Raw genomic sequence first — 19,990 nt, 5'->3', positions numbered from 1 at the left:
TTGTCGGTGATTCACGAGGAGCGCGGCGACTCCATCTCGGGCCGCACCGCGATTCTGCCGAGCCTGCTCACCCTGGGGCTGGTCGGCCTGTTTTTCCGGTTTTGGTACTTCCAGGTCGCCACGGCGGATGAGTTGATCGCCGAGGCCAAGCGGTCTCGCACGACCGATATTAAGCAACTCGCGCCGCGCGGCATGATCGTGGATCGGCGGGGAACCCTCATCGCGGGTGTGCGCCGCGAGGTGGTGGTGGTCGCCACGCCCAAGTTTGCGCTCGCCAGCAAGAAGTATCAGGCGCAAGTCGCGGCGCTCATTGGGCTCTCAACCGACAAACTGGTCAAGCAGATTGAGCGCGAGAAGTGGCGTCCCTACGTGGAAACCCCGATCAAGGCCGAGGTCACTTTGGCCGCCGCCACCAAGATCGAGGAGTGGGGCAATGTTGACGCAGACTTTCGCAGCGCGTTTCGCGTGGATTGGATGCCAATGCGATACTACAAGAACGCGGAGACGCTCGGGCACGTGCTTGGTTATGTTCAATCGCCGAACGCCGAGGATGTCAAGCGAATCCGCGAAGAAGGCAAAGAGCCAGCCATGTTCGTCGGCAAAACCGGCGTCGAGAAGAGCTACGAGGCATTTCTCATGGGGCTGCCCGGCAAGGAAACCCTGGAAGTAGATTCTAAGCGGCGGCCGGTGCGCAGCATCGGCGTGGATAGCCCGACTCCGGGCGCAAAGCTGGAACTCACGATTGACGACGAGCTCCAAAAGTTCGCCTATGATCGGCTGGGGCCGCTGACCGGAGCGGTCGTGGCGATCGAACCGAGCACCGGCGAGATTCTGTGCCTGGTGAGCAAGCCGTCCTACGACGCGTCGCTCTTTCTTGGCGGAATTAGCGCCGCCGAATACGACGCGATCACCAGTGACCCTCGCAAACCGTTGTTCAACCGCGCGCTCCAAGCTGCCTATGCGCCGGGTTCGACATTCAAAATTGTGACCGCGATCGCGGCTCAACTCGCCGGGAAATTCTCCACTGGCACGACCGCGTTCTGCGCCGGTGGCTACTTCTTCGGCGGCAAAGGGCGCCCGATCAAGTGCCTCGGGCATCACGGCAGCATCTCGTTCCACAACGCGTTCGTCAAGAGCTGCAACACGTTCTTTATCAACCTGGGCTACAACATTGCGGGCAAGGCGCATCTGCGCGAGGCTTGCAAGTTGGTGGGACTCGGCGAAAAGCCGGGCCTCGACATTGGCGGCGACGGCCGTGGAACGGTGCCGACCGCGGATTTCATCACGCGCTACCGCGGCGAGGACCGCATGATGGGCGGTGAAATCGCCAACTTTAGCATCGGGCAAGGCGAGGTCTCGACGACGCCGCTGCAGATGGCGCAGGTCGCGGCGTTTGTCGCCAACCGGGGCCGCAGCTACCGCCCGCACCTGGTGCGCACGGTCTTCGATCCGGATAGCGGCAAGCAGCCGACCCGGATTCAACCGGAGCTCTTGCACAAACTCGATGCGCCTCCGCAGTTTTGGGATGCGCTTTTGGGCGCGATGGAAGGCGTCGTTTCGTATGGCACTGCGGCCCGATCCAAGGTGCCGGGCGTGCGGATTGGCGGTAAAACCGGGAGCGCGGAAGTGCGCGGTCAGCACCTCACCAACTCGTGGTTTGTCGGCATTGGGCCAATGGATAAGCCCGGCATCGTGGTGGCAATTTTGGCCGAGCGCGCGGGTCACGGCAGCGAAGCGGCGGCACCCATCGGCACTGCCGTGATCAAGAAGTACCTCGATATCAAGGCGGGTAAAAAGCCCGTGCCGCCCTCAGCGCAGGTTCAACTTACTCAAAATTGATTCGCCCTTCTCAATGTCGGCGGTGAGTTTGGTGGCGGCTTCGGTGGGGTCAACTCCGCTGATCAAAGGCAGCAACGGCTGCAACTCGCGCAGCTTCTTCACCGCCTCGGGAAGCGTTTCCCCGGCGTAGCCTGTCTGCGCGGCAAACTCCGCGGGCATCGCGATGATTTGTGGCCAGGTTGTTTGCCAATACTGGAAATAGATCGCCGCCGCCTTGCGCTTGTATTCCTCGTTCGGGGCTATCTCGTTCTCCCGCAAGAGCATCCCCGCGAGGTCGGTGACAATGAGGTCGGGCAGCGATCGAACTTGGCCATAGGGCGAGTCGTACGCGGCCAACGCTTCCTGGAGGATCGCACGGCGCGCCGGCTCCTTGTCTTCGGCGCGATAGATTTCGTACAGGAGCGCCAGCACTTGCGGGTCGCCCGGCTCCAGGCGACGAGCGGCCAGCAGGCTCGGCAAAGCGAGGTCCAGTTCGCCCGCCGCCAGGTCAAACGCGGCGAGTCTGCGGAGGTTTTTGGCGGACGGCGCGGCATCGGCGGCCGCCTTCAGCATCGCCCGGCGATCGGTCGCGGAACTCGCCAGCAGGGCCTGGGCGGCGAAATTTGCGCCTTCCGGAATCGGGGCGCTCGCCAGCGCCGAGGCGTTAGCGGATGCGCGGGCGTGCTCGCTCCACCCAAAGTACAGAAGCCCGAGCATGGGGAACGTCGCCGCGATGAGCACCGCCGAGTAGCGCATGGTTTTGGGCAGGATCTCCGGCGCGGAACTGTCCGCCGAAAGCTGGGTGGCGACCGCGACCAGACAGGCGAAAATGACGCCGTAGCCAAAGTGATAGAACTGGCTGTCGAGCAGGTTGTTGGCGAGCCCGGCGATCAGCGCGGCGGCGATTGATGCCGAAAGCACGCTGGCTTCGGGCCGCGCGGCATGCTGATTGCGCAGCACCTGCCACAGGCTGAGCCCGATCACGCCGAGCAGCAAAATCGGCGCGAGCCAAGATGATTCTGCGGCGAGTTGCAGAAAGCTGTTGTGCGCGAGCGTGGTCTTGGTCACGCGTCCCGGCTCGCCCGAATAGTGCTGAAACGTCATCGGGCCGGTGCCCATGGCGTGCCACTTGCTCAGGTCCAGCGCGGTCTTCCACAGGTTCACGCGGAACGTCATGGATTGGTTTTGGGTGGCCGCGATGTTGCCCAGTCGGCTCGCGGCACCGGCCGAAGCCACGCCCGGCGCGGCGGCGGTGCGACCTTGCAGCCACGTCATGCCAACGATCAGAGTGGCGATCACCGCCGCAACGGCCAGCACCTTTCCCTGACGGCGAAGAGCCATCGCGAGGCCAAACACGGCAACCCCAACCATCGCGCAGAGCAACGCGCCGCGACTTTGGGTGAGCACCAGGCCGAACCCGATGACCACCGCGATGAGCCCAAACGAGAGCCTCTGCGCGGGCTTTGGCGCGGTCGCGCTGAGGCCGATGGCGGGAAGCAGGCCGAGCACAAACATGCCGCCCAGGATGTTGGGGTTCATCCAGCCGGCCATAATCCGCCAACTCGGGTCAATCGCCTTCATCTGGCCGAACTCGCGGATGCCGAGCAGCGCGAGAACGGCGATCGCCCCGACGATCACTTGCGTGCAAAGGACTGGACCTCGGGTCCGTCCGAGGCAGGAGATCGCCCCGAGAAACGTGGCGCCGTACACGGTCCACTCCAGCACCGAAACGATGCTCGTCGAGAGAAACCGCGACGACAGGCACGAGAGAACCAAGACGCTCAGGAACCAGAATCCGGCAATGCTGACCTTGCCTGCGGGTAACACCACCACTCGACGCGTGAGCATGGTCACCAGCAACGATCCGCAAAGGAACACCGCCGCCAACGCATGCTGCCATATTGGCAGCTCGTTACTGGCGAACAGGGTTGGCAGCAGCCCCTCAGACATGGCGCGGATGGTGTCGAGCGCGATGGTGCCGCCCAGCAACACGCTGAGCGCGAGACCCACAAACAGCAGGACTTGCGCCACCGAAACCGAATCTAACCGCGTCGAAGTGCTCGTTTCCATTCTTGAACCTTATTTTTGAGGAGGAAGGTGCTCGCCCGGAGGCTCAGCGCGGTCGCCGCGCCAAACACCGCGAAGGGCCGCACCCAGCGCGGCAACTTACTCACCATGTGCTTGCGATAGTACAGCAGCATGCTGCGGTGGAACCGCCAGGTCATTGCCTTGGGCGCTTTGTCTGTGCTCCGCCCGATGAGGTGCGTAATCTCGGCCTCGGGGAAGTACACGACTTTGAGCCCGATATCCCAGCTTCGGCGGCAGATATCCACGTCTTCACAAAACATATAGAACTCGGGATCGAACTGGCCGAGGTGGGGAAGGGCAGTCTCGGTAATGAGGATCGCCGCGCCCGACACCCAGTCCACTTCGCACGTCGCCTTGTGATCCATGTCGCGCATTAGGTACTCCCGTGTAAATCGGTTGTTGGGGAATATCCGCCCGAGAAACGTGTTGCGGAACGCCGCCGCCACCGGGTTGGGGAACCGGCGGCAACTGTACTGCAGCGAGCCGTCGCCGTTGAGCAACTTTGGTCCGACCACGCCGACGTCGGGGCGGCTATCGGCAAACGCCACCAACTTGGCCAGCGCGCCTTCGTGCACCACGGTGTCGCTGTTCAGCGGGAACCAGTGCCGCCCCTGGATGTGTGACCTCGCGAGGTTGTGTCCGCCGGTGAAACCCAAATTTTGAGTTTGCTGAAGGCAGGTGAACTCCGGAAACTCGGCGCGGCACATGTCGCCGGAGCCATCTTCGGAGTTGTTCTCGACGACGATGACTTCGAACTTGGTTTCGCCAGTTCGCTCGCGCAAGCTGGCCAAACAACGACGGAGATCTTCCACCGCGTTCCAGCTACATATCGTGATGCTAAGGTCGAAATCCGGCATGGAATCCTCGGGCGCGCACGAACGCCCCAACCCAAATGACGACGCTCCACAGCGGCAAGAAGGCGCGCGCCACGCCGCGAGTGTGCTTTGAACAATAACGCAAAAGGCTGCGATGCGATTCCCAGATCATCGCTTTTCGCACTTGTCGCGTGGACATTCCGCCGTGATGACGGATGTGCGTGTCGGCGCAGTAGTACGCAAGCCAACCCGCGTTGCGCATCCTGCGCAGCAGATCGACCTCGTTAAAGAAGATCGGGAAGCTCTCGTCAAAGGGCTTCTTGGGGTCGGGTAACGCCTCGCGCCGGAACAGCAGGTAGGTGCCCATCGGCTGTTCGCACACCTGCGAGCGGGTGTAGTCGAAGTTGCTTTGTCGGTAGCGGTTTGGCAAGCGCAGGAGGTCGAGCGCGATCCCGCCCAGGGTAGGGAAGCCGCGCACGCTGCGCTGGGTTTCGCCGTCCGGCCCGATAAACCGGCAACTCACCACCCCCACCTTGGGTTGCTCATGCAGGGCTCTGAGCGTGACGTCAAGCGTGTCCGGTTGCAGCTCTGTATCCGGGTTCAGGGTCAAGAGCGTGTCGCCGCTGGCCACGGCAATAGCGAGGTTGTTGCCTTTTGCGTAACCGTGATTCGTGGTTTCGGCGAGGAGTCGCACCTCGGGAAACTCGGCTTGAACCATGCCCGCCGAGCCATCGGTACTGGCGTTGTCCACCAAAATCACCTCGGCGTCTGGCGCGTGTTCGCGGCACGAGGCCAGGCACGCGCGCAGGAGGTCGCAGGTGTTCCAGTTCACGATGAGGATGGAAATCATCGGGGGCTAAAGTGAGCGTGCCGAACTCGGGCGGGGGATTCCACTCGGGTTCGGCACGGTGTTGGTGATGAGGTCGCTTAGGCCTTTTCGGCGTCCTTCTCGATGAAGCCTTCGCTGAACTCGCCACCAAAGGCGCGCATCAGTTCTTCTTCCACAGCGCCCATCGTCACGGCTTCGCCGTCTTCTTGGACTTCGCCGTCTTCGTTGAGGGTGCCTTCGGTAAGGGCATCGCTCAGCGGGCGAGCTTCAAGGCAGACTTCGCTGAACTTTTGCATCACCAAGCGGATGGCGCGGATCGCGTCGTCGTTGCCGGGGATGACCACGTCGGCCATTTCCGGGTCGCAGTTGGTGTCAACAATCGCCACGATGGGGATGTTGAGCTTGCGAGCCTCGGCGACGGCGATGGCCTCTTTGTTGAGGTCCACCACGAGCATGCACGAGGGCATACCGGGCATGTTGCGGATGCCGTCGAGGTTCTTGCTGAGCTCGGCGCGTTCGGCCATGCGCATCAGCTGCTCCTTCTTGGGCAGGCGCTCGATGTAACCATCGTCCACCATGCGGTCAAGTTCCTTAAGGCGCGCGATGCGGCCCTGGATCGTCTTCCAGTTGGTCAGCGTGCCACCGAGCCATCGCTCGTTGACGTAGTACATGCCGCACTTCTTGGCCGATTCGGCGACGGCCGATTGGGCTTGCTTCTTGGTGCCGACGAAGAGAACGTTGCCGCCTTCTTCCACGCGTTCGCGAACGAACTGCAGGGCGTCCTCAAACAACTTGATGGTTTGGTGAAGGTCGATGATGTAAATGCCGTTGCGGGCGCCGTAGATGTATTGCTTCATCTTCGGGTTCCAGCGTCGGGTCTGGTGACCGAAGTGAACGCCGGCCTCCAGCAACTCCTTCATTGAAAGGGTAACTGCCATATTTTTTTCCTTTGGTTTTCCGTCAGAAAGTGGCGATGGATTTGTCCTCGAACTCCGGCGAACCGGGCACCACGAGGACCACCACTCCCTTGAGAGATACCCCTATTGTACCAGACACGCAAAAAATCGGAGCCTGGATTGCAGGCTCCGACTGATGTGGCCGGTGAGGCTTAGCGAAGTTCCGAGCAGATCGCGTCGGCGAAGTCGCTGAGCGTGGCCGAGCCACCGACGTCGTAGGTCTTAATTCCCTTGGCGAGCGTCGCCAGGAGCGCGCCCTCGATTTGGGCCTTCGCGTCGTTTTCCTTCAAGTGCTCAAGCATCAAAGTTGCCGAAAGCAACAGCGCGGTGGGGTTGACCTTGTTGAGGCCGGTGTACTTCGGCGCGGAGCCGTGAACGGCTTCAAAGAGTGCGCAGCCTTCGCCGTAGTTGGCACCCGGCGCGACGCCGAGACCGCCCATCATGCCGGCGGCGAGGTCGCTCACGATATCGCCATAGAGGTTGAGGGTGACCAACACGTCGTACTGGTTCCAACGGGTCACCAGTTGCATGCACTGGTTGTCCACGATGTTGTCCCAAGCTTCAATCTGCGGATACTCTTCCTTGATGCGGTTGAAGGTCTTGAGGAACAGGCCGTCGGCCACCTTCATGATGTTCGCCTTGTGAACGGCGACCACTTTCTTGCGGTTGTTCTTGACGGCGTATTCAAACGCGGCGCGGATGATGCGCTCGCAACCGTATTCCGAGATCAGCTTGACGCTGTGGGCGACGGTCGGCGTGCACATGTATTCAATCTGGGCGTACAGGTCTTCCGTGTTTTCGCGGAAGATGACGATGTCCAGATTCTTAAACGGAGTTTCGACGCCGGGCATCGACTTGACCGGACGCACGCAGGCGTACAGGTCGAGCTTCTTGCGCAGGGTTACGTTCGGCGAAACCGAACCCTTGCCGATCGGGGTGGTCATCGGGCCCTTGAGACCGATGCCCAGTTCCTTGATCGTCGCGATGGTCTCGTCGGGGACGATGGGTTTGCCCGCCTCCACGCACTTGAGACCGGCTTCTACGTCAACCCAATCGATGTTGACCTTGGCCGTGTTGATGATCTTTTCGACGGCGGCGACCAGCTCGGGGCCGGTTCCGTCGCCTCGGACGAGAGCTACTTTGTGTGCCATGTGTTCGTTCTAAATCCTCTTAATAGGGTTGGGAGTAAAGGTTCGTCCCGTTGTCGCGGAAGAGCTTTTGGCACTTCGTCCAGGTGTGGCCGGCGGCGGTGAGGTCGTTCAACAGCGCCTGAATCTGCTCGTTGGTCACCACGTCGTCGCTGGTGAAGCGGCAGCGCGGCCAATCCAGCAGCTTGATATCGGGGGCCGGACCCGGATAAATTTTCGTGCCGCGGTTCGAGATGAGCTCCAACTTCATGGGGCCGTGCTCCTTGGGTAGGTCGGGGGTTTCGGCCGACCAAATGTAAACGTCAACGCCGTGTAAGGTCATGTCAACTCCGATTATGAAGCCTGCGGTGGTGGAATTGTCCGAGGCCGACCCATCAGAAAATTCGACTCAAAGGTGCGGATTTCTGACAATTGCACACTATAATGCAGATGGAGAGGGCATTGGCTCTTTGTCTGATATGAGGTTTTTTAAGGTCTTTCTGTTCTTTGGGGTGGTCCAAGTCGCCGGCTTGGCTCAAGCAAACTTATATTTTTTCACCGGAACCCTTCGCGGAGCAACAGTGGTCCCCGCCAATTCGTCCACCGGTACGGGACACGTTTTCATCGTGGTGGATACCAGCATCCACACCATGCGAATTCGCCTAAACTTTGCGGGTCTAGCAGGCAATACGACAGGGGCTCAAATTCATGATTCAAATGGCAACGCCACAAATGGCCTTGCGGCTACTGAGGCACCCAGTTTTAGCGGATTTCCGCTGGGAGTTCAGAGCGGGTCGATGGACATGACCTACAGTCTCGCGCAATCATCAACATACAACCCGGCGTTTATTGCTGCAAGTGGCGGTACGACCTTTCGCGCTTACCATCAGCTGCTAGGAAGGATGCTCGCATACCGGGCCTATTTTAATGTTCGCTCTTCGGCTTTTACAGGGGGTGAACTTCGCGCGAATTTGGCACCGGTCCCCGAACCCGGCATGTTCAGTGCATGGATTGCAGGAGCAGCATTGCTACTCTGCCGTCGCCGAAAAGGCACCTGAGGCGACAATCAGCCTCAACTCCATGAACATTGCCTGAACAATCCAGTTGGAAAGGAAGTTTTTGCGAGTACGGCACTTATACTGGCATTGGAGAGAGTTGCCCGACTCAAAAACCAATGCTATGAAATCTGTAAAGACACTGGGCGCACTGGTCGCGGGCGCTGTATTGCTGCTTCGACGCCGCAAGTAGGTTCCCCGCAACCTTACTGGGGTAGTCGCCGGCGAGCTTGGCGGCTACCCATTTTTTGGCATTTCATTTAGCGCAAATTTAGCGATGGCCGGATATAACACTGATGGGTGAACCATGACCTACAAATTTATTCTCTCATCATCTGTTCTGATTCTCGGGCAGTTTGCCTTTGCCGGCTTCTCAATCTTCGCGGCTGAGACCAACGCCTTTTCGCAAGGCGGCAACACGGCTGCCTACGGAGGCATTCAGCGTTACAACTTTGCCAGCAATAACGCGCCCGCCATTGCCGGCCCTGGTGTGGCGGCGTCCGCGCTTCACGACCCGGCAGGTCTTGTTTATCGCAACAACAACCTGTATGTGATGAACCGGCACGGCAACACGATTGGCCAGGGTTCGGTCCAAAAAATGGCCTGGAATGGCTCGTCGCTGGGCGCGCCGACCACCATCGCTACGCAATCGTCGCCTGCTTACCAGGGCTTCCATGGCGGCAATTTCGCTCCGAACGGCGACTTGTTCCAAACCACGGTGAGCAATGGCACGCGCCGCTACCGCGACACGGGTTCGGGCTACGTAGATATCGGTGGCGTGGCCAGTGGCGACGTGCGCGATGCTTGGGTGTCACCGGACGGAAAGAAGTTGTGGGAGACCACTGCGGGTGGGCAACTCCGCGTGACGGATATCTTGGCCAACTCGTTTGGAGGCACAACCATCGTTAGCATTGGCGGTGGCGCATTGCACCAAATGGCGCGTCGCGGAAACTCCATCTACGCGACTGTGTTCCAAAGCGGACAGGTGCGCCGAATTGACTTCGACGCGAATTATATGCCGACCGGACATACGGCGGTTGCAAGTTCCAGTTCGGCTCTCGGAATTGCGTTTAGCCCGGACGGTAACGAGATGTTTGTCTCGGGTCACCAATCCAACCAGATTGAGCGATTCGGATTCTCGAGCGGTCTCTGGATTTCGAACGGCAACTTTGCCACCGGCCACAACATGGGCTACTTGGCAATGGTGCCCGAACCGGCTTCGATGATCGCCTTGGCCGCGGGCGCGGCGTTGCTGCTCCGACGCCGAAAGAACTAGTCGCGCGGGGCTCGAAACCGAACTTCGGCCAGTCCGCATTGGATCGGCAGAAACTCGGCCCGACGAGCCCTGGCCAGCGACACAAAGTCGGAGTCGTCCATCGCGATCTCGACGACGACGCAACGAAAGCCCTGAACCCAAGCTTGGTTCAGGGCTTCGTCTAAATGAGCTTCCCGGTCCGGCTGATTCACCGGGCTGTCAAGGTAAAGCTCATCTCGCAAGGATTTACTTACCCTTGCCGGTGTTGGCGGGAGGAGCCATCTTGCTGGGGTCGAACGGCTTGCCGTCCATCGTCATCACGACTTCGGTCCAGGTCATTTGCTTGCACATCCACTTGCCGTTGACCTTCACGTACATATCGGTGGACTTGCCTTTGAAGCCAATCTTATGGACCTTCTTGTCTTCGCCCATCATCGTGTTGACCATGTCAACGACGTAAACGGCCGTACCCTTGTTGCCGCTTTCCTTGCAGGAAATCAGCTTGACTTCGGCCTTTTCGACCTTGTCCATCATTTGGAAGCCCATCTTCATGTTGCTGACCATGGTCTTATAGTCCATGGTTCGACCCATTTCGATGTACTTGAAGTCCTTGGTGACGGTCGGTTTGACGGCCTTTTCGAAAGCGGCGACGTCCTTGGCCTTGATCGCCTTGATCACGGCGTTATTGGTCGCCATGACCATATCCTTGAGACCGCCCGCAAGCGACAGCGCGGCGATAGAGCAAACCGTAAGCGAAACAATGATGCGTTTCATAAGAACTCCATCATACTTGGTCGCGGATCGTTTGTCTAGGTGTTCTTGAGTTTTTCCAAGCCTAGTTTGTCAGGCGCAGCGGGCGAGTTTCCCAAACGCCTTCCGCCGTCCGGCGAAGCTTGATCTTGTCGTAGGCGGTTCTCGTCTTCGGATTTCCCATCGTCCACTTGTAAACAATGCCGTCGCGCGCGTTCTCGATGTTCAGCATCATTTGGCCCAGGTCAATCCCAATCACGTCGGGCGAGCGCCAGTTTTGGCTGGGGTTGAGGCCAGTTGTGAACCCGTAGCGACCGTAGCTGGCCGGATAGTTTTGCAGATAAGCTTCGGCCGCGCGGATGCTGAGCGTGCGAGTGTAGATCACACTCGCCACGGCCGCCGCCGGCGCCAAGGTGCCGTTGTCGCTGATCCAGCCGGGCGCGCCCTGCGCGCCGTATCCGCCCGGGATGTCGCACGCCGACAGCCCCCAAATGTTGCTGCCGTAGCCGGTGAACCCGAGCGGGTTGTTCAGACAGTACTGGCGGTTGGCGAGCGTGGCGTTGCGTCCTTCGACAAAGTAGTCGTAGCCGAGCTCGTCGCGATACTCCTTGAGATCGTAAAAGCCCTGCGTCATTTGGTGCATAAACAGCGGGCCACCGGCGAGCAACTCGGTGGTGTTGTAGGTCACCAATGGCCGCGCAAACGCGTTCCACGAGCCCTGCGGCATGGTGGGGTGATGACCGTACGCGAGAATGTAGAGGAACAGCATCTCGCAGAAGCCCGACCAACGGTAGTTGAGGAAGCCCTCGGGTTTCCAACCGTGATTGAAGTACAGGCTGTTCGGCTGAGCGCCACCATCGGTGAGCATCCAGTTCCAGTTCACGCGGGAGAACACTTGCTCGGCGAGCTTCGAGATCTTGGGATCGTTGAATCCGCGCTCCGCGACGGTCAGGCCAGCAAAGAAGATGGCCGAGTCGATGCTGGAGACTTCGCAGTTCCACACGCGCTGGCCAGTTTGCCAGTCCACGAAGTGGTAGTACCAGCCGTTCTTGCCTGAGTGCAGGTTCAGCACGCTGGTGATCGTGGTGATGACTCGCTTGCGCGCCTCATCCCGATTGAGCCAGCCGCGTTGAGCGCCGATGGCATAGGCCGAAAGAGCATAGCCGGTGGCGGCGATGCTGCTGACGTTGTTGGGTCCCTGCGTGCCCTCGTTGGCCGCGCGATCGCGCGTAAAGCCCGTCTTCGGATGGGACTGATCCCAAAAGTACTGGACAGATTTCTTGGAGAGATCGTCGAGCAGTGCTTGTCCGGTCAGGCTTTGAGGAGCGGCCATCGCGAGATGGCCAGCGAGGAGCAGGGAAGGGATCATGCGCTTACTGAACGGCGGCCGGGCGAGTCGAGCAATAGGTGTCCATCCACGTGATGTCGCCAAGGGCGTCGGTGGCCAGGTTGTTCTTGATGTAGTTCCACTGGTTCAGCGAGTCCGGGCGACCACAGATGGAGCCGGTGGTGGCGCGCTTCACGTGACCGTCCACATAGCTGACAATCATCGCCTTTTCTTCCCACTTCTTTCCGCCCCACGGATAACCAAATCGGTTGCCGATGCGGCCGCCGAGGATAGGGTCGATTTCGTTGAGATTCCAGTTAAGCCAGGGGCCACCATCCACCCAAGCGCGCTTGTGTTCGAAGATGGTGATGACGTCGGCCGGGTTTTCGACTTGGCTCGGCGAATAGTTGCGCGAGTTGAAGTCGCTGTTCACGAGGAACGCCATATCGTAATAGGCGTATCCGCGGGCCATGCGCGGACCAACCACGACTTGACCGAGGCTCGCGCGGTAGCCGGTGTCGCTGGTGTCGTCGGGATACTTGGCGGCGGGGTTCACCTTGTCCTGGAACACGTCAATGCTCTTGACGTACGGGAAAATGATCTGCTTCCAGGAAAGCTCGCCGTTGCCGGCGGCCGAACTGGCCGCGATTCGGCGCGGCGAGAACTGGTCGTCGTTGTCGCTGTTGTACAAAAACCAAGCCGTGCCGACTTGCTTCATGCCGCTGATGGACACGGTGACCTTGGCTGCCTCCTTGGCCTTGGTGAAAACGGGGAACAGGATCGCGGCCAGGATCGCGATGATGGCGATGACCACGAGAAGTTCAATGAGAGTGAACGCACGTCGTTGTTGCATTTAGATGATGTCCTCTTGAATAGAATGGCGAGCATCGCTCGGAGCGGCAGTTGACGCCCGAACGACAAGTTGAGGCGGAAACACGAGGTGTGTCGCCTCGCCTTCCTCCTCGCGAATAATGGCCGCGAGAATCCGAGTGGCCGCACGGGCCATGTCCTCCACGGGTTGACGAATACTGGTGAGTTTTGGCTCGACCAAATCGCACGCGGGAGTACTGTCGAACCCCACGAGCGATAAATCTTCGGGCAATCGAAGCCCCATGCCCTTGGCGACCTTCATACATTCGAAGGCTACGTCATCGCTCCACACGAAGAACGCCGTCGGGCGATCCTTCTTTTTGAGCAAGGCGGCGAAATCTTCGGCGCTCGCCTTGGGCGAATTGAACGGCACAATGTGCGCCGGGTCAATGCTGTGCCCAGCGGCTTGCACCACGCTGGCAAATCCTTGGTAGCGGTCCGCGGAGTCCACCGATTTTTGCGGCCCGACGACCATGCCCAGCCGCTTGTGACCCAGAGAGAGCAAATGCTGGGCGGCGATTTTGCCACCAGTATAGTTGTCGCAATCGACATAGGCGATGTCGGGATCGAGCGGTCGGCTGAAGAACAGCACGAGCGGGAACTTGCGGCGAATCAGCGCGCGGAGGGTCGCATCATCTTCATCGCGAAGCGCCAGCAGGCCATCAATGCGGCCATCCGAAAGCGCGTTGGCTTCGTCAAACACGTTCTCCGAGGGGCGGGTGTGAAGCATCAGGTCGAGCTTCTGTTCTACGCACTCGCGGCAAACGCCGTGCAGGACCTCGTTGAGAAACGTGGAGCCGAGAGAGAAGTAGTTCGGGTCTTGGAAGATGACGGCCACGATATCGCTCTGCTTGCGGGAGAGCATGCGGGCCACGCCATTCGGACGGTAATCCAGCTCTTTGGCCGCGGCCAAGATGCGCTCTTGGGTTTGGCTGGAAATCCGCATTTCGTCGGCTCGACCATTGAGCACGTAGCTGACCGTGACTTTCCCCACGCCCGCTCGTTCAGCTACGTCCGCTATGGTAATTCGCTTTGTCATTGGTGAACCGTTTCAGTGTTAGACCGATGGGGCGGCTATTTCGTTCCGCCAGGAGCGCCGCCGGGAGGATTTTTCATGATGTCCCAGAACGCGCGGGCGTCTTCTTCGTTGTCAAAAAAGGAGAGATATGTCTTTCGATCCCCATCTACCATTTTGGTGTAATCGCCTTCGGCCCGCAGGAAAATCTCGCGTTTTTGTTTGCCGATCTCTTCGGACTGCTTGATATACGCCTCGTCATTCAGCGGATCTTTGGCGCCACCGGAGCAGCCGACCAGGCCGATTTGAACGAGAAACAAGGCAATTACCAGGATTTTCTTCATTTCATGCGCATTATAACCCAGGTTTACTGAAACGGTTCAGTTGTGTGATAGAATACGCTTTGCCATGACCTTTGGAGGCCAATCGTGAGTCTGGATGTGAGCTCTCAGTTATACTCAGCCGTAGTGAAAACCCCGTTCATTAAGGGGAAGCACCCGTACGGCGCCTTTCACCCCGAGACCGGCGCTTTCCACTTGCGCAATATCCTGACGCCTCGCCCGTGGGCGAACGTGCTTTCGAATGGTTCGTACGGCGCGGTGATCAGCCACATGGGCGGTGGATTCTCATGGGTCGGCAACAGCCAACTTCAGCGACTTACGCGCTGGGAGCAAGACCTGGTGCTCGACCAGTACGGTCGCAGCATCTTTGTCACCGATCTGGGCTCGGGTGACGTGGAGTCCACGACCTTCGCTCCGACACGCCGCCCGGCGCAAAAAGAAGACGTCGAATTCGGACTCGGCTACATGACGTATCGCCGCTCGTTCGCCACATGCGAAACCGAGCACACCGTGTTCGTCCCGACCGAGGGCGACCACGAGCACTGGCTGGTCACCATCCGCAACTCGACTAGCGCCCGCCGCACGTATCGCGTTGGCGGCTACCTGGAATGGTTTCTCGGCAACCAATCGGAATGGCACCGCGAGTTCCATCGCCTGTTCGTGAGTCTCGATACCGAACCCAAAACCCTGTTTGCGTGGAAGCGGCGCGGCCTGAGCGAAGGCACCCGCGAAGCGCCCGAAGCGCCGAGCGTGGCCTACCTCCACGTGGAGGGTTTGGCTGGTCTCAAGTTCTTCACCGATAAGCTTCAGTTTGTGGGCCGCGCCGGCAACTTGGCTCGCCCTCAGGCCGTCACCGATGGCACCACGCCGCGCGTGACGGGCCGTTGGGACGACCCGGTGGGCGCGTTTACCGCCGAGATCGAACTAGGTCCCGGCGAGGAGCACACCTTTGCCGTGACTCTCGGCATGGAACGCACCCAAGAAGACGCCCAAGCCGTCGCCGGTCAATGCGCGGTGAGCACAGTAGAGGCCCGGCTCTCGGACACGCAGGCCTACTTCCGCGCCCGCAACGGGCAGATGAAGATTGAGACGGGCGACGCCGAGTTCGACCTGATGAACAACGCTTGGCTGCCGTATCAGGCGGAAACCGGGCGGATTCTGGCCCGCTCGGCCTACTATCAGCAGGGCGGCGCGTACGGATACCGCGACCAACTGCAGGATAGCTTGGTCTATCTGGAAACTGAGCCCGAACTCACGCTCAAGCAGCTGATCATTCACGCGGAAGCGATGTTCATCGATGGCGGCGTGCGGCACTGGTGGCACCCCAACAGCGATATCGTGGCCGAAAGCCACCACAGCGACACCTGCCTTTGGCTCGCATTTGGCACATTGCTTTACCTAGAAGAAACCGCCGATCTTGGCGCGCTCGACCAAACCTGCCGCTACCTCGATCGGGCAACTCGCCAGTTCAGTAGCGAATCTGGAACGTTGCTCGATCACTGCTTGCGCGGGATTGATCGTAGTCTGTCACGGCAATCGGAGCGTGGGCTGCCGCTCATCGGCGCCGGCGATTGGAACGACGGCCTCAGCCACACCGGCATCGACGGCAAGGGCGAGTCGGTTTGGCTCGCGATGTTCCTCTATCAGATTCTCGGCGGGATGGCCGGAGTGCTTGACACCCGTGGCGATTCAACGAAGGCCGCCGAGTATCGCAGTCGCGCCGCCGCGCTCAAAACCGCCGTGGAGGAGTTTGGCTGGGATGGCGATTGGTACATCGCTGGAACCAGCGACAATGGCCGTCCGTTTGGGGCCGCCGAATGCGCCGAAGGCAGCATATTCCTGAACCCGCAAACGTGGGCCGCCATTACCGGAATTGGGTCGCCCGAGCGCATTGACCGTGCTCTCGATAACGTGCGCGATCGGTTGGTGAAACCGTACGGTGCCTTGCTCCTCGCGCCCGCGTTCCGAAATGTGGATCCCTACGTGGGCTACATCACTCGCTACGCGCCGGGCATGCGCGAAAACGGCGGCGTATACAGCCACGCGAGCACGTGGGCGATCGAGGCTTTTGCCCAGCGCGGCGAAATGGCCACCGCCTACGAACTGTATCAGGGCATGTTGCCGACCCGCGGTCTGCGCGATGTAGACAGCTACGAAGCCGAGCCATTCGTAATGCCGGGCAACGTGGATGGACCGGATTCGCCCTATGAAGGACGCGCCGGCTGGACGTGGTACACGGGTTCGGCAGCGTGGATGCGTCGCACCGCGGTGCGCTGGATTATCGGCGTTCGCGCGACCTTTGCCGGATTGGTGATCGAACCGACTGACATTCCTGCGCTTGGCGAAATCAGCCTTGTGCGCAAGTTCCGGGGCGATACCTTTAACATTCGGATCGAGCCGGGCAAACGGCATGAGATTCGCGTGGACGGAAAACCGCACAGCGGCCCTATCGCCGCCTCCGGATTAGGTCAAACTCGCACCATTGAAGCTTTGGCAATCGAATAGCATGGCTCGCGGCGTCATCGGCAAACTCTGTCTCCTTTGGGTTCTGTTGATGGCCGCCGCGCACGCCGTGTCGGCCCCCGTCACCATCCGATTTGTGGTGTGGGACGGGGACGAAGCGCTGAAGGTGATCCGCGCTTCGGTCGACAAATTCGAAGCCAAGTACCCCGATATCAAGGTCAAACTTGAAAACGTTCCGTACGGCATCTACACCCAGAAGCTTCTGACGCAGTACGCGGCCGAAGTCGCGCCCGACGTGGCGATGATGGAGCCGCCGTTCTATCAAAAGTTCGCCAAGCGCGGCGTGCTGTTGCCGCTTGAGCAATTCTATGGCGACGTTCCGGGCTTTAAGGTTGAGGATTATTACGAGCCGATTCGGCGCGCTTTCACTTATCAAGGCAGCATGTACGTGTTGCCGCGCGACATTGCCCCGATCGGGCTGATCTACTACAACAAGCGCCTCTTCGGCGAGGCCGGAATCCCCTATCCTGATGGTTCCTGGACCTGGAGTTGGGAGCCGCGGCCAGAGCTTCGCGAGAAAGATTTCTTGTGGGTGATGCAACAACTGACGAAGCGAAACAAGGCGGGCAAACCCGTCCAATGGGGCTTCGTCCCGGGCTGGATGATGGCGTGGGTAGACGTGGTCGTGTTTTCGCAGGGCATGCGCTACGCGAATAACGATGAGCAGCCGACCAAGCTCAACTACGCCGATCCGCAGATGATCAAGTCGTTCCAGTGGGCGGCGGACCTGGCCAACAAGCGCGGCTGGATGCCCAACCCGCAGGAAATCACCTCGGTGCTGCAATCGTCCAGCTCGAACCTGTTCTTGCAGCAAAAGGTCGCCATGTTCCAGAGCGGAATCTGGGAGGTGCCGAACTTCCGCAAGACCCTGGTGCCGGGTTCCAAAGAGTTCTTTGAGTGGGATATCGCGCTCGCGCCGGGATACCAAGACGGCACCGGCAAGATCACTCGCGCGATGCCGACGGGCGGGTCGGGTTACGCGATCGTCAACACGACGCAGCATCCCAAGGAAGCTTGGCTGCTCACCCAGTTTATGGCCGGCGAAGTCGGCATGAAAGACATGGCTCGGGCCGGATTGGCTCAGCCCGCGATTCAGCACCTGGCCGTGACTCAACCGTGGATTCCGGCCGCCGACGCCCCGCGAGCCGAGAAGTATCCGCCGTCGCGAATCCTCACGGATCGTGCGATTCCGTACGTGGTCTTCACCCCGAGTGCGGATTATTGGAGCGAAATCAACGGCTTTGTCGCCTCCAAAACCGAGGTTATTTTCAACGGCTCGATGGGGGCCGAAGCCGGTCTCAAAGAAGGTCAAGCCAACGCCACGGCGCGGCTCAACGAGATTTTGCGTCAGCAGGAGTTACCAAAGATCAACTGGTCGGCGGGCCTTATTGGGGGAGCGCTTTTGCTCGCGGGCATCGCCACGTGGGTGTTTCGCCCGGACGCGAAGTGGAAGATGACGCGCCGCGAGCGACAGGACAATCGGGCGGCGTTCAAGTTTCTCACGCCCTGGATCATCGGGATGCTCGTGTTTACGATCGGCCCGATGGTGCTCTCGCTCATCATGAGCTTCGCCGATTGGGACATCATTACGCCGGCTAAATGGCGTGGCGTGGGCAACTTTACCGAGGCGGGCGGCGGCGATCCGCGCTTCTGGAAGACCCTCGCGGTTACCGGAATCTACACGGTGGTCTCCGTGCCGCTCGGCATCATGTTCTCGCTGATGCTGGCGCTTTTGCTCAACGCGAAAGTGCGCGGCATTGCGCTGTACCGCACATTTTTCTACTTGCCGAGTCTGGCCAGCGTGGTGGCGACGGCGCTCATTTGGCGGAAGATTTTCCAGCCCGATGGCGGCTTGCTCAACGCCGTGATCTACGGGCCCGACGGCACGCGCAACCTGTTCGGGCTGGGCTCGCTGCTGACCTCGGTGACTGGCAGCACCGAACCGGCCAACTGGCTCGGCAACGAGAAACTCGCGCTCCCCGCGTTTATCGTGATGTCGCTGTGGGGTCTTGGCGGCGGCATGGTGATTCTCCTGGCGGGCCTGCAGGGCATCCCCGAGATGTATTACGAGGCGGCAACAATCGATGGCGCCGGACCGGTCCGCAAGTTCCTGCGCATCACCTTCCCCCTGCTCACACCGTCGCTCTTTTTCAGCCTGATCACGGGCGTAATCGGCAGCTTCCAGACCTTTACTTCGGCCTTTGTCATGACAAGCGGCGGTCCGAACGACGCCACCCGGTTCTACATTCTGCACCTGTACGATCAGGCGTTTACGAACCTGCGCATGGGCTACGCTTCGGCGCTCGCCTGGATTCTGTTCGTCATCATCATGATCTTCACGGCGGTGCAGTTTAAGCTCCACAAGTACGTGTTTTACGAAGCGGAGGCCAAGTGAGAGCCACCCGCATCTTGGTCACGATACTGCTCATCGCGGGCAGTTTGGTGTTCCTCGCGCCGTTCCTCATGTCCATTTCGCTGAGCCTCAAAACGGCGGGCGAAATCTCGACGACCAGCGTGTGGTCGCCTCCGCAAAACCCGACGCTCAACAACTACAAGGAGGTGCTTTCGAACCCGAACATGAGCTTCGGGCGGTTCTTCCAAAACACGCTTTTGATCGCGACTCTGGCCACGCTGGGCACGGTGCTCAGCGCCGCGCTGGTCGCCTATCCGTTTGCGAGGCTCAAGTTCAAAGGCCGCGACCGCTTGTTCGTGTTGCTACTCAGCACGATGATGCTGCCGGGCGTGGTCACGCTGATCCCGACGTTTGTGCTGTTCAAGCATCTGCACTGGATCAACACGTACCTGCCGCTCATCGTCCCGGCGTATCTGGGCGGCGGCGCGTTCAACATCTTCCTCATCCGGCAGTTCATGATGGGCCTGCCGCGGGACCTCGACGAGGCGGCGACGCTTGACGGTGCGAGCCACATGCAGATTTTTTGGCGGATTTTGTTCCCGCTCTGTGGACCGGTCATCGCGACGGTCGGGGTCTTCTCGTTCATCGGTGCGTGGCGCGACTTCATGGGTCCGCTGCTGTACCTGAACGACGTGGACAAGCAGACGCTGGAACTCGGCCTCAGCACGTTCAACTCTCAGTTCAACGCGCAGTGGCACCTGCTCATGCCGGGCACCGTGCTGGTCACGATCCCGCTCATCATCATCTTTATTCTTGGTCAGCGATATTTCGTGAAAGGAATCTCGATGACCGGGATGAAGTGACGGTA

The 19,990-nt window shown here is 60.0% G+C and carries 18 protein-coding genes; 6 read left to right on the top strand and 12 right to left on the bottom strand.

Annotated elements, in window-relative coordinates:
• Positions 1 to 6: 6 nt before the first annotated feature.
• Positions 7 to 1,839 (top strand): penicillin-binding protein 2, encoded by a 1,833-nt coding sequence (mrdA, locus tag JNJ45_06530; protein MBL8048321.1) that lies wholly within the window; start codon positions 7 to 9, stop codon positions 1,837 to 1,839.
• On the opposite strand, the gene JNJ45_06525 is transcribed toward mrdA, so the two are convergent.
• The 6 genes from JNJ45_06525 to JNJ45_06500 all read right to left on the bottom strand — a co-directional run bounded on the left by JNJ45_06525 (position 1,810) and on the right by JNJ45_06500 (position 7,976).
• Positions 1,810 to 3,888: an O-antigen ligase family protein gene (locus JNJ45_06525; protein ID MBL8048320.1), complete on the bottom strand. Its 2,079-nt coding sequence runs from the start codon at positions 3,886 to 3,888 to the stop codon at positions 1,810 to 1,812. The genes mrdA and JNJ45_06525 overlap by 30 nt on opposite strands.
• Positions 3,861 to 4,763, bottom strand: coding sequence for a glycosyltransferase family 2 protein (locus JNJ45_06520; protein MBL8048319.1), 903 nt, complete (start codon positions 4,761 to 4,763; stop codon positions 3,861 to 3,863). Before JNJ45_06520 ends, JNJ45_06525 begins: the two co-directional genes overlap by 28 nt.
• Complete coding sequence (locus JNJ45_06515) at positions 4,744 to 5,571, bottom strand: glycosyltransferase family 2 protein (protein ID MBL8048318.1); 828 nt, start codon at positions 5,569 to 5,571, stop codon at positions 4,744 to 4,746. Before JNJ45_06515 ends, JNJ45_06520 begins: the two co-directional genes overlap by 20 nt.
• A 77-nt stretch (positions 5,572 to 5,648) precedes the next feature.
• Positions 5,649 to 6,488: a 30S ribosomal protein S2 gene (gene rpsB / locus JNJ45_06510; GenBank protein ID MBL8048317.1), complete on the bottom strand. Its 840-nt coding sequence runs from the start codon at positions 6,486 to 6,488 to the stop codon at positions 5,649 to 5,651.
• A gap of 170 nt (positions 6,489 to 6,658) precedes the next feature.
• Positions 6,659 to 7,657 (bottom strand): isocitrate/isopropylmalate dehydrogenase family protein, encoded by a 999-nt coding sequence (locus tag JNJ45_06505; GenBank protein ID MBL8048316.1) that lies wholly within the window; start codon positions 7,655 to 7,657, stop codon positions 6,659 to 6,661.
• A 19-nt stretch (positions 7,658 to 7,676) separates the two neighbouring features.
• Positions 7,677 to 7,976 (bottom strand): hypothetical protein, encoded by a 300-nt coding sequence (locus tag JNJ45_06500; protein ID MBL8048315.1) that lies wholly within the window; start codon positions 7,974 to 7,976, stop codon positions 7,677 to 7,679.
• Between JNJ45_06500 and JNJ45_06495 the strand changes: the two genes are divergently transcribed.
• Positions 7,975 to 8,691 (top strand): CHRD domain-containing protein, encoded by a 717-nt coding sequence (locus tag JNJ45_06495; GenBank protein MBL8048314.1) that lies wholly within the window; start codon positions 7,975 to 7,977, stop codon positions 8,689 to 8,691. The genes JNJ45_06500 and JNJ45_06495 overlap by 2 nt on opposite strands.
• Before the next feature lie 304 nt (positions 8,692 to 8,995).
• Entirely contained in the window at positions 8,996 to 9,964 is a 969-nt protein-coding gene (locus JNJ45_06490; protein ID MBL8048313.1) for a PEP-CTERM sorting domain-containing protein, read from the top strand.
• Here the strand turns inward: JNJ45_06490 and JNJ45_06485 are convergent.
• From JNJ45_06485 to JNJ45_06460, 6 genes are all read right to left on the bottom strand, one after another.
• Positions 9,961 to 10,155, bottom strand: a complete 195-nt coding sequence (locus JNJ45_06485; protein ID MBL8048312.1) for a hypothetical protein — start codon at positions 10,153 to 10,155, stop codon at positions 9,961 to 9,963. The genes JNJ45_06490 and JNJ45_06485 overlap by 4 nt on opposite strands.
• A gap of 34 nt (positions 10,156 to 10,189) precedes the next feature.
• Positions 10,190 to 10,717, bottom strand: a complete 528-nt coding sequence (locus JNJ45_06480; GenBank protein ID MBL8048311.1) for a nuclear transport factor 2 family protein — start codon at positions 10,715 to 10,717, stop codon at positions 10,190 to 10,192.
• A gap of 61 nt (positions 10,718 to 10,778) precedes the next feature.
• Positions 10,779 to 12,062, bottom strand: coding sequence for a hypothetical protein (locus JNJ45_06475; GenBank protein MBL8048310.1), 1,284 nt, complete (start codon positions 12,060 to 12,062; stop codon positions 10,779 to 10,781).
• Positions 12,063 to 12,066: 4 nt separating this feature from the next.
• Complete coding sequence (locus JNJ45_06470; GenBank protein MBL8048309.1) at positions 12,067 to 12,873, bottom strand: prepilin-type N-terminal cleavage/methylation domain-containing protein; 807 nt, start codon at positions 12,871 to 12,873, stop codon at positions 12,067 to 12,069.
• Positions 12,874 to 13,929 carry a LacI family DNA-binding transcriptional regulator gene (locus tag JNJ45_06465; protein ID MBL8048308.1) on the bottom strand — a complete coding sequence of 352 codons (1,056 nt, stop codon included), beginning with the start codon at positions 13,927 to 13,929 and terminating at the stop codon, positions 12,874 to 12,876.
• Between the two features lie 35 nt (positions 13,930 to 13,964).
• A complete protein-coding gene (locus JNJ45_06460) occupies positions 13,965 to 14,249 on the bottom strand; it encodes a hypothetical protein (GenBank protein MBL8048307.1) in 285 nt (94 codons plus the stop codon).
• Positions 14,250 to 14,372: 123 nt separating this feature from the next.
• Between JNJ45_06460 and JNJ45_06455 the strand changes: the two genes are divergently transcribed.
• The 3 genes from JNJ45_06455 to JNJ45_06445 are packed head-to-tail and all read left to right on the top strand — an operon-like array spanning position 14,373 to position 19,985.
• Positions 14,373 to 16,751 (top strand): hypothetical protein, encoded by a 2,379-nt coding sequence (locus tag JNJ45_06455; GenBank protein ID MBL8048306.1) that lies wholly within the window; start codon positions 14,373 to 14,375, stop codon positions 16,749 to 16,751.
• The gene (locus tag JNJ45_06450; protein ID MBL8048305.1) at positions 16,729 to 19,164 is read left to right on the top strand and encodes an extracellular solute-binding protein; all 2,436 of its coding nucleotides are present in this window, start codon (positions 16,729 to 16,731) and stop codon (positions 19,162 to 19,164) included. The genes JNJ45_06455 and JNJ45_06450 overlap by 23 nt, the downstream gene beginning before the upstream one ends.
• Positions 19,161 to 19,985: a carbohydrate ABC transporter permease gene (locus JNJ45_06445; GenBank protein MBL8048304.1), complete on the top strand. Its 825-nt coding sequence runs from the start codon at positions 19,161 to 19,163 to the stop codon at positions 19,983 to 19,985. The genes JNJ45_06450 and JNJ45_06445 overlap by 4 nt, the downstream gene beginning before the upstream one ends.
• Positions 19,986 to 19,990: the final 5 nt, after the last annotated feature.

Origin of the sequence: Chthonomonas sp., assembly GCA_016788425.1 — a bacterium.
GTDB lineage: Bacteria > Armatimonadota > Fimbriimonadia > Fimbriimonadales > Fimbriimonadaceae > JAEURQ01.
Note: the sequence above shows the minus strand (reverse complement) of the source record. Positions and strands in the feature narration are given on the sequence as shown.

Bases quoted from the DNA above. Each gene is read 5' to 3' on its own strand.
- JNJ45_06475 (MBL8048310.1), bottom strand. From the start codon at position 12,062: ATGATCCCTTCCCTGCTCCTCGCTGGCCATCTCGCGATGGCCGCTCCT.
- JNJ45_06465 (MBL8048308.1), bottom strand. From the start codon at position 13,929: ATGACAAAGCGAATTACCATAGCGGACGTAGCTGAACGAGCGGGCGTG.
- JNJ45_06505 (MBL8048316.1), bottom strand. From the start codon at position 7,657: ATGGCACACAAAGTAGCTCTCGTCCGAGGCGACGGAACCGGCCCCGAG.
- JNJ45_06480 (MBL8048311.1), bottom strand. From the start codon at position 10,717: ATGAAACGCATCATTGTTTCGCTTACGGTTTGCTCTATCGCCGCGCTG.
- JNJ45_06490 (MBL8048313.1), top strand. From the start codon at position 8,996: ATGACCTACAAATTTATTCTCTCATCATCTGTTCTGATTCTCGGGCAG.
- JNJ45_06515 (MBL8048318.1), bottom strand. From the start codon at position 5,571: ATGATTTCCATCCTCATCGTGAACTGGAACACCTGCGACCTCCTGCGC.
- JNJ45_06495 (MBL8048314.1), top strand. From the start codon at position 7,975: ATGTCAACTCCGATTATGAAGCCTGCGGTGGTGGAATTGTCCGAGGCC.
- rpsB (MBL8048317.1), bottom strand. From the start codon at position 6,488: ATGGCAGTTACCCTTTCAATGAAGGAGTTGCTGGAGGCCGGCGTTCAC.
- JNJ45_06520 (MBL8048319.1), bottom strand. From the start codon at position 4,763: ATGCCGGATTTCGACCTTAGCATCACGATATGTAGCTGGAACGCGGTG.
- JNJ45_06470 (MBL8048309.1), bottom strand. From the start codon at position 12,873: ATGCAACAACGACGTGCGTTCACTCTCATTGAACTTCTCGTGGTCATC.
- JNJ45_06460 (MBL8048307.1), bottom strand. From the start codon at position 14,249: ATGAAGAAAATCCTGGTAATTGCCTTGTTTCTCGTTCAAATCGGCCTG.
- JNJ45_06500 (MBL8048315.1), bottom strand. From the start codon at position 7,976: ATGACCTTACACGGCGTTGACGTTTACATTTGGTCGGCCGAAACCCCC.
- JNJ45_06525 (MBL8048320.1), bottom strand. From the start codon at position 3,888: ATGGAAACGAGCACTTCGACGCGGTTAGATTCGGTTTCGGTGGCGCAA.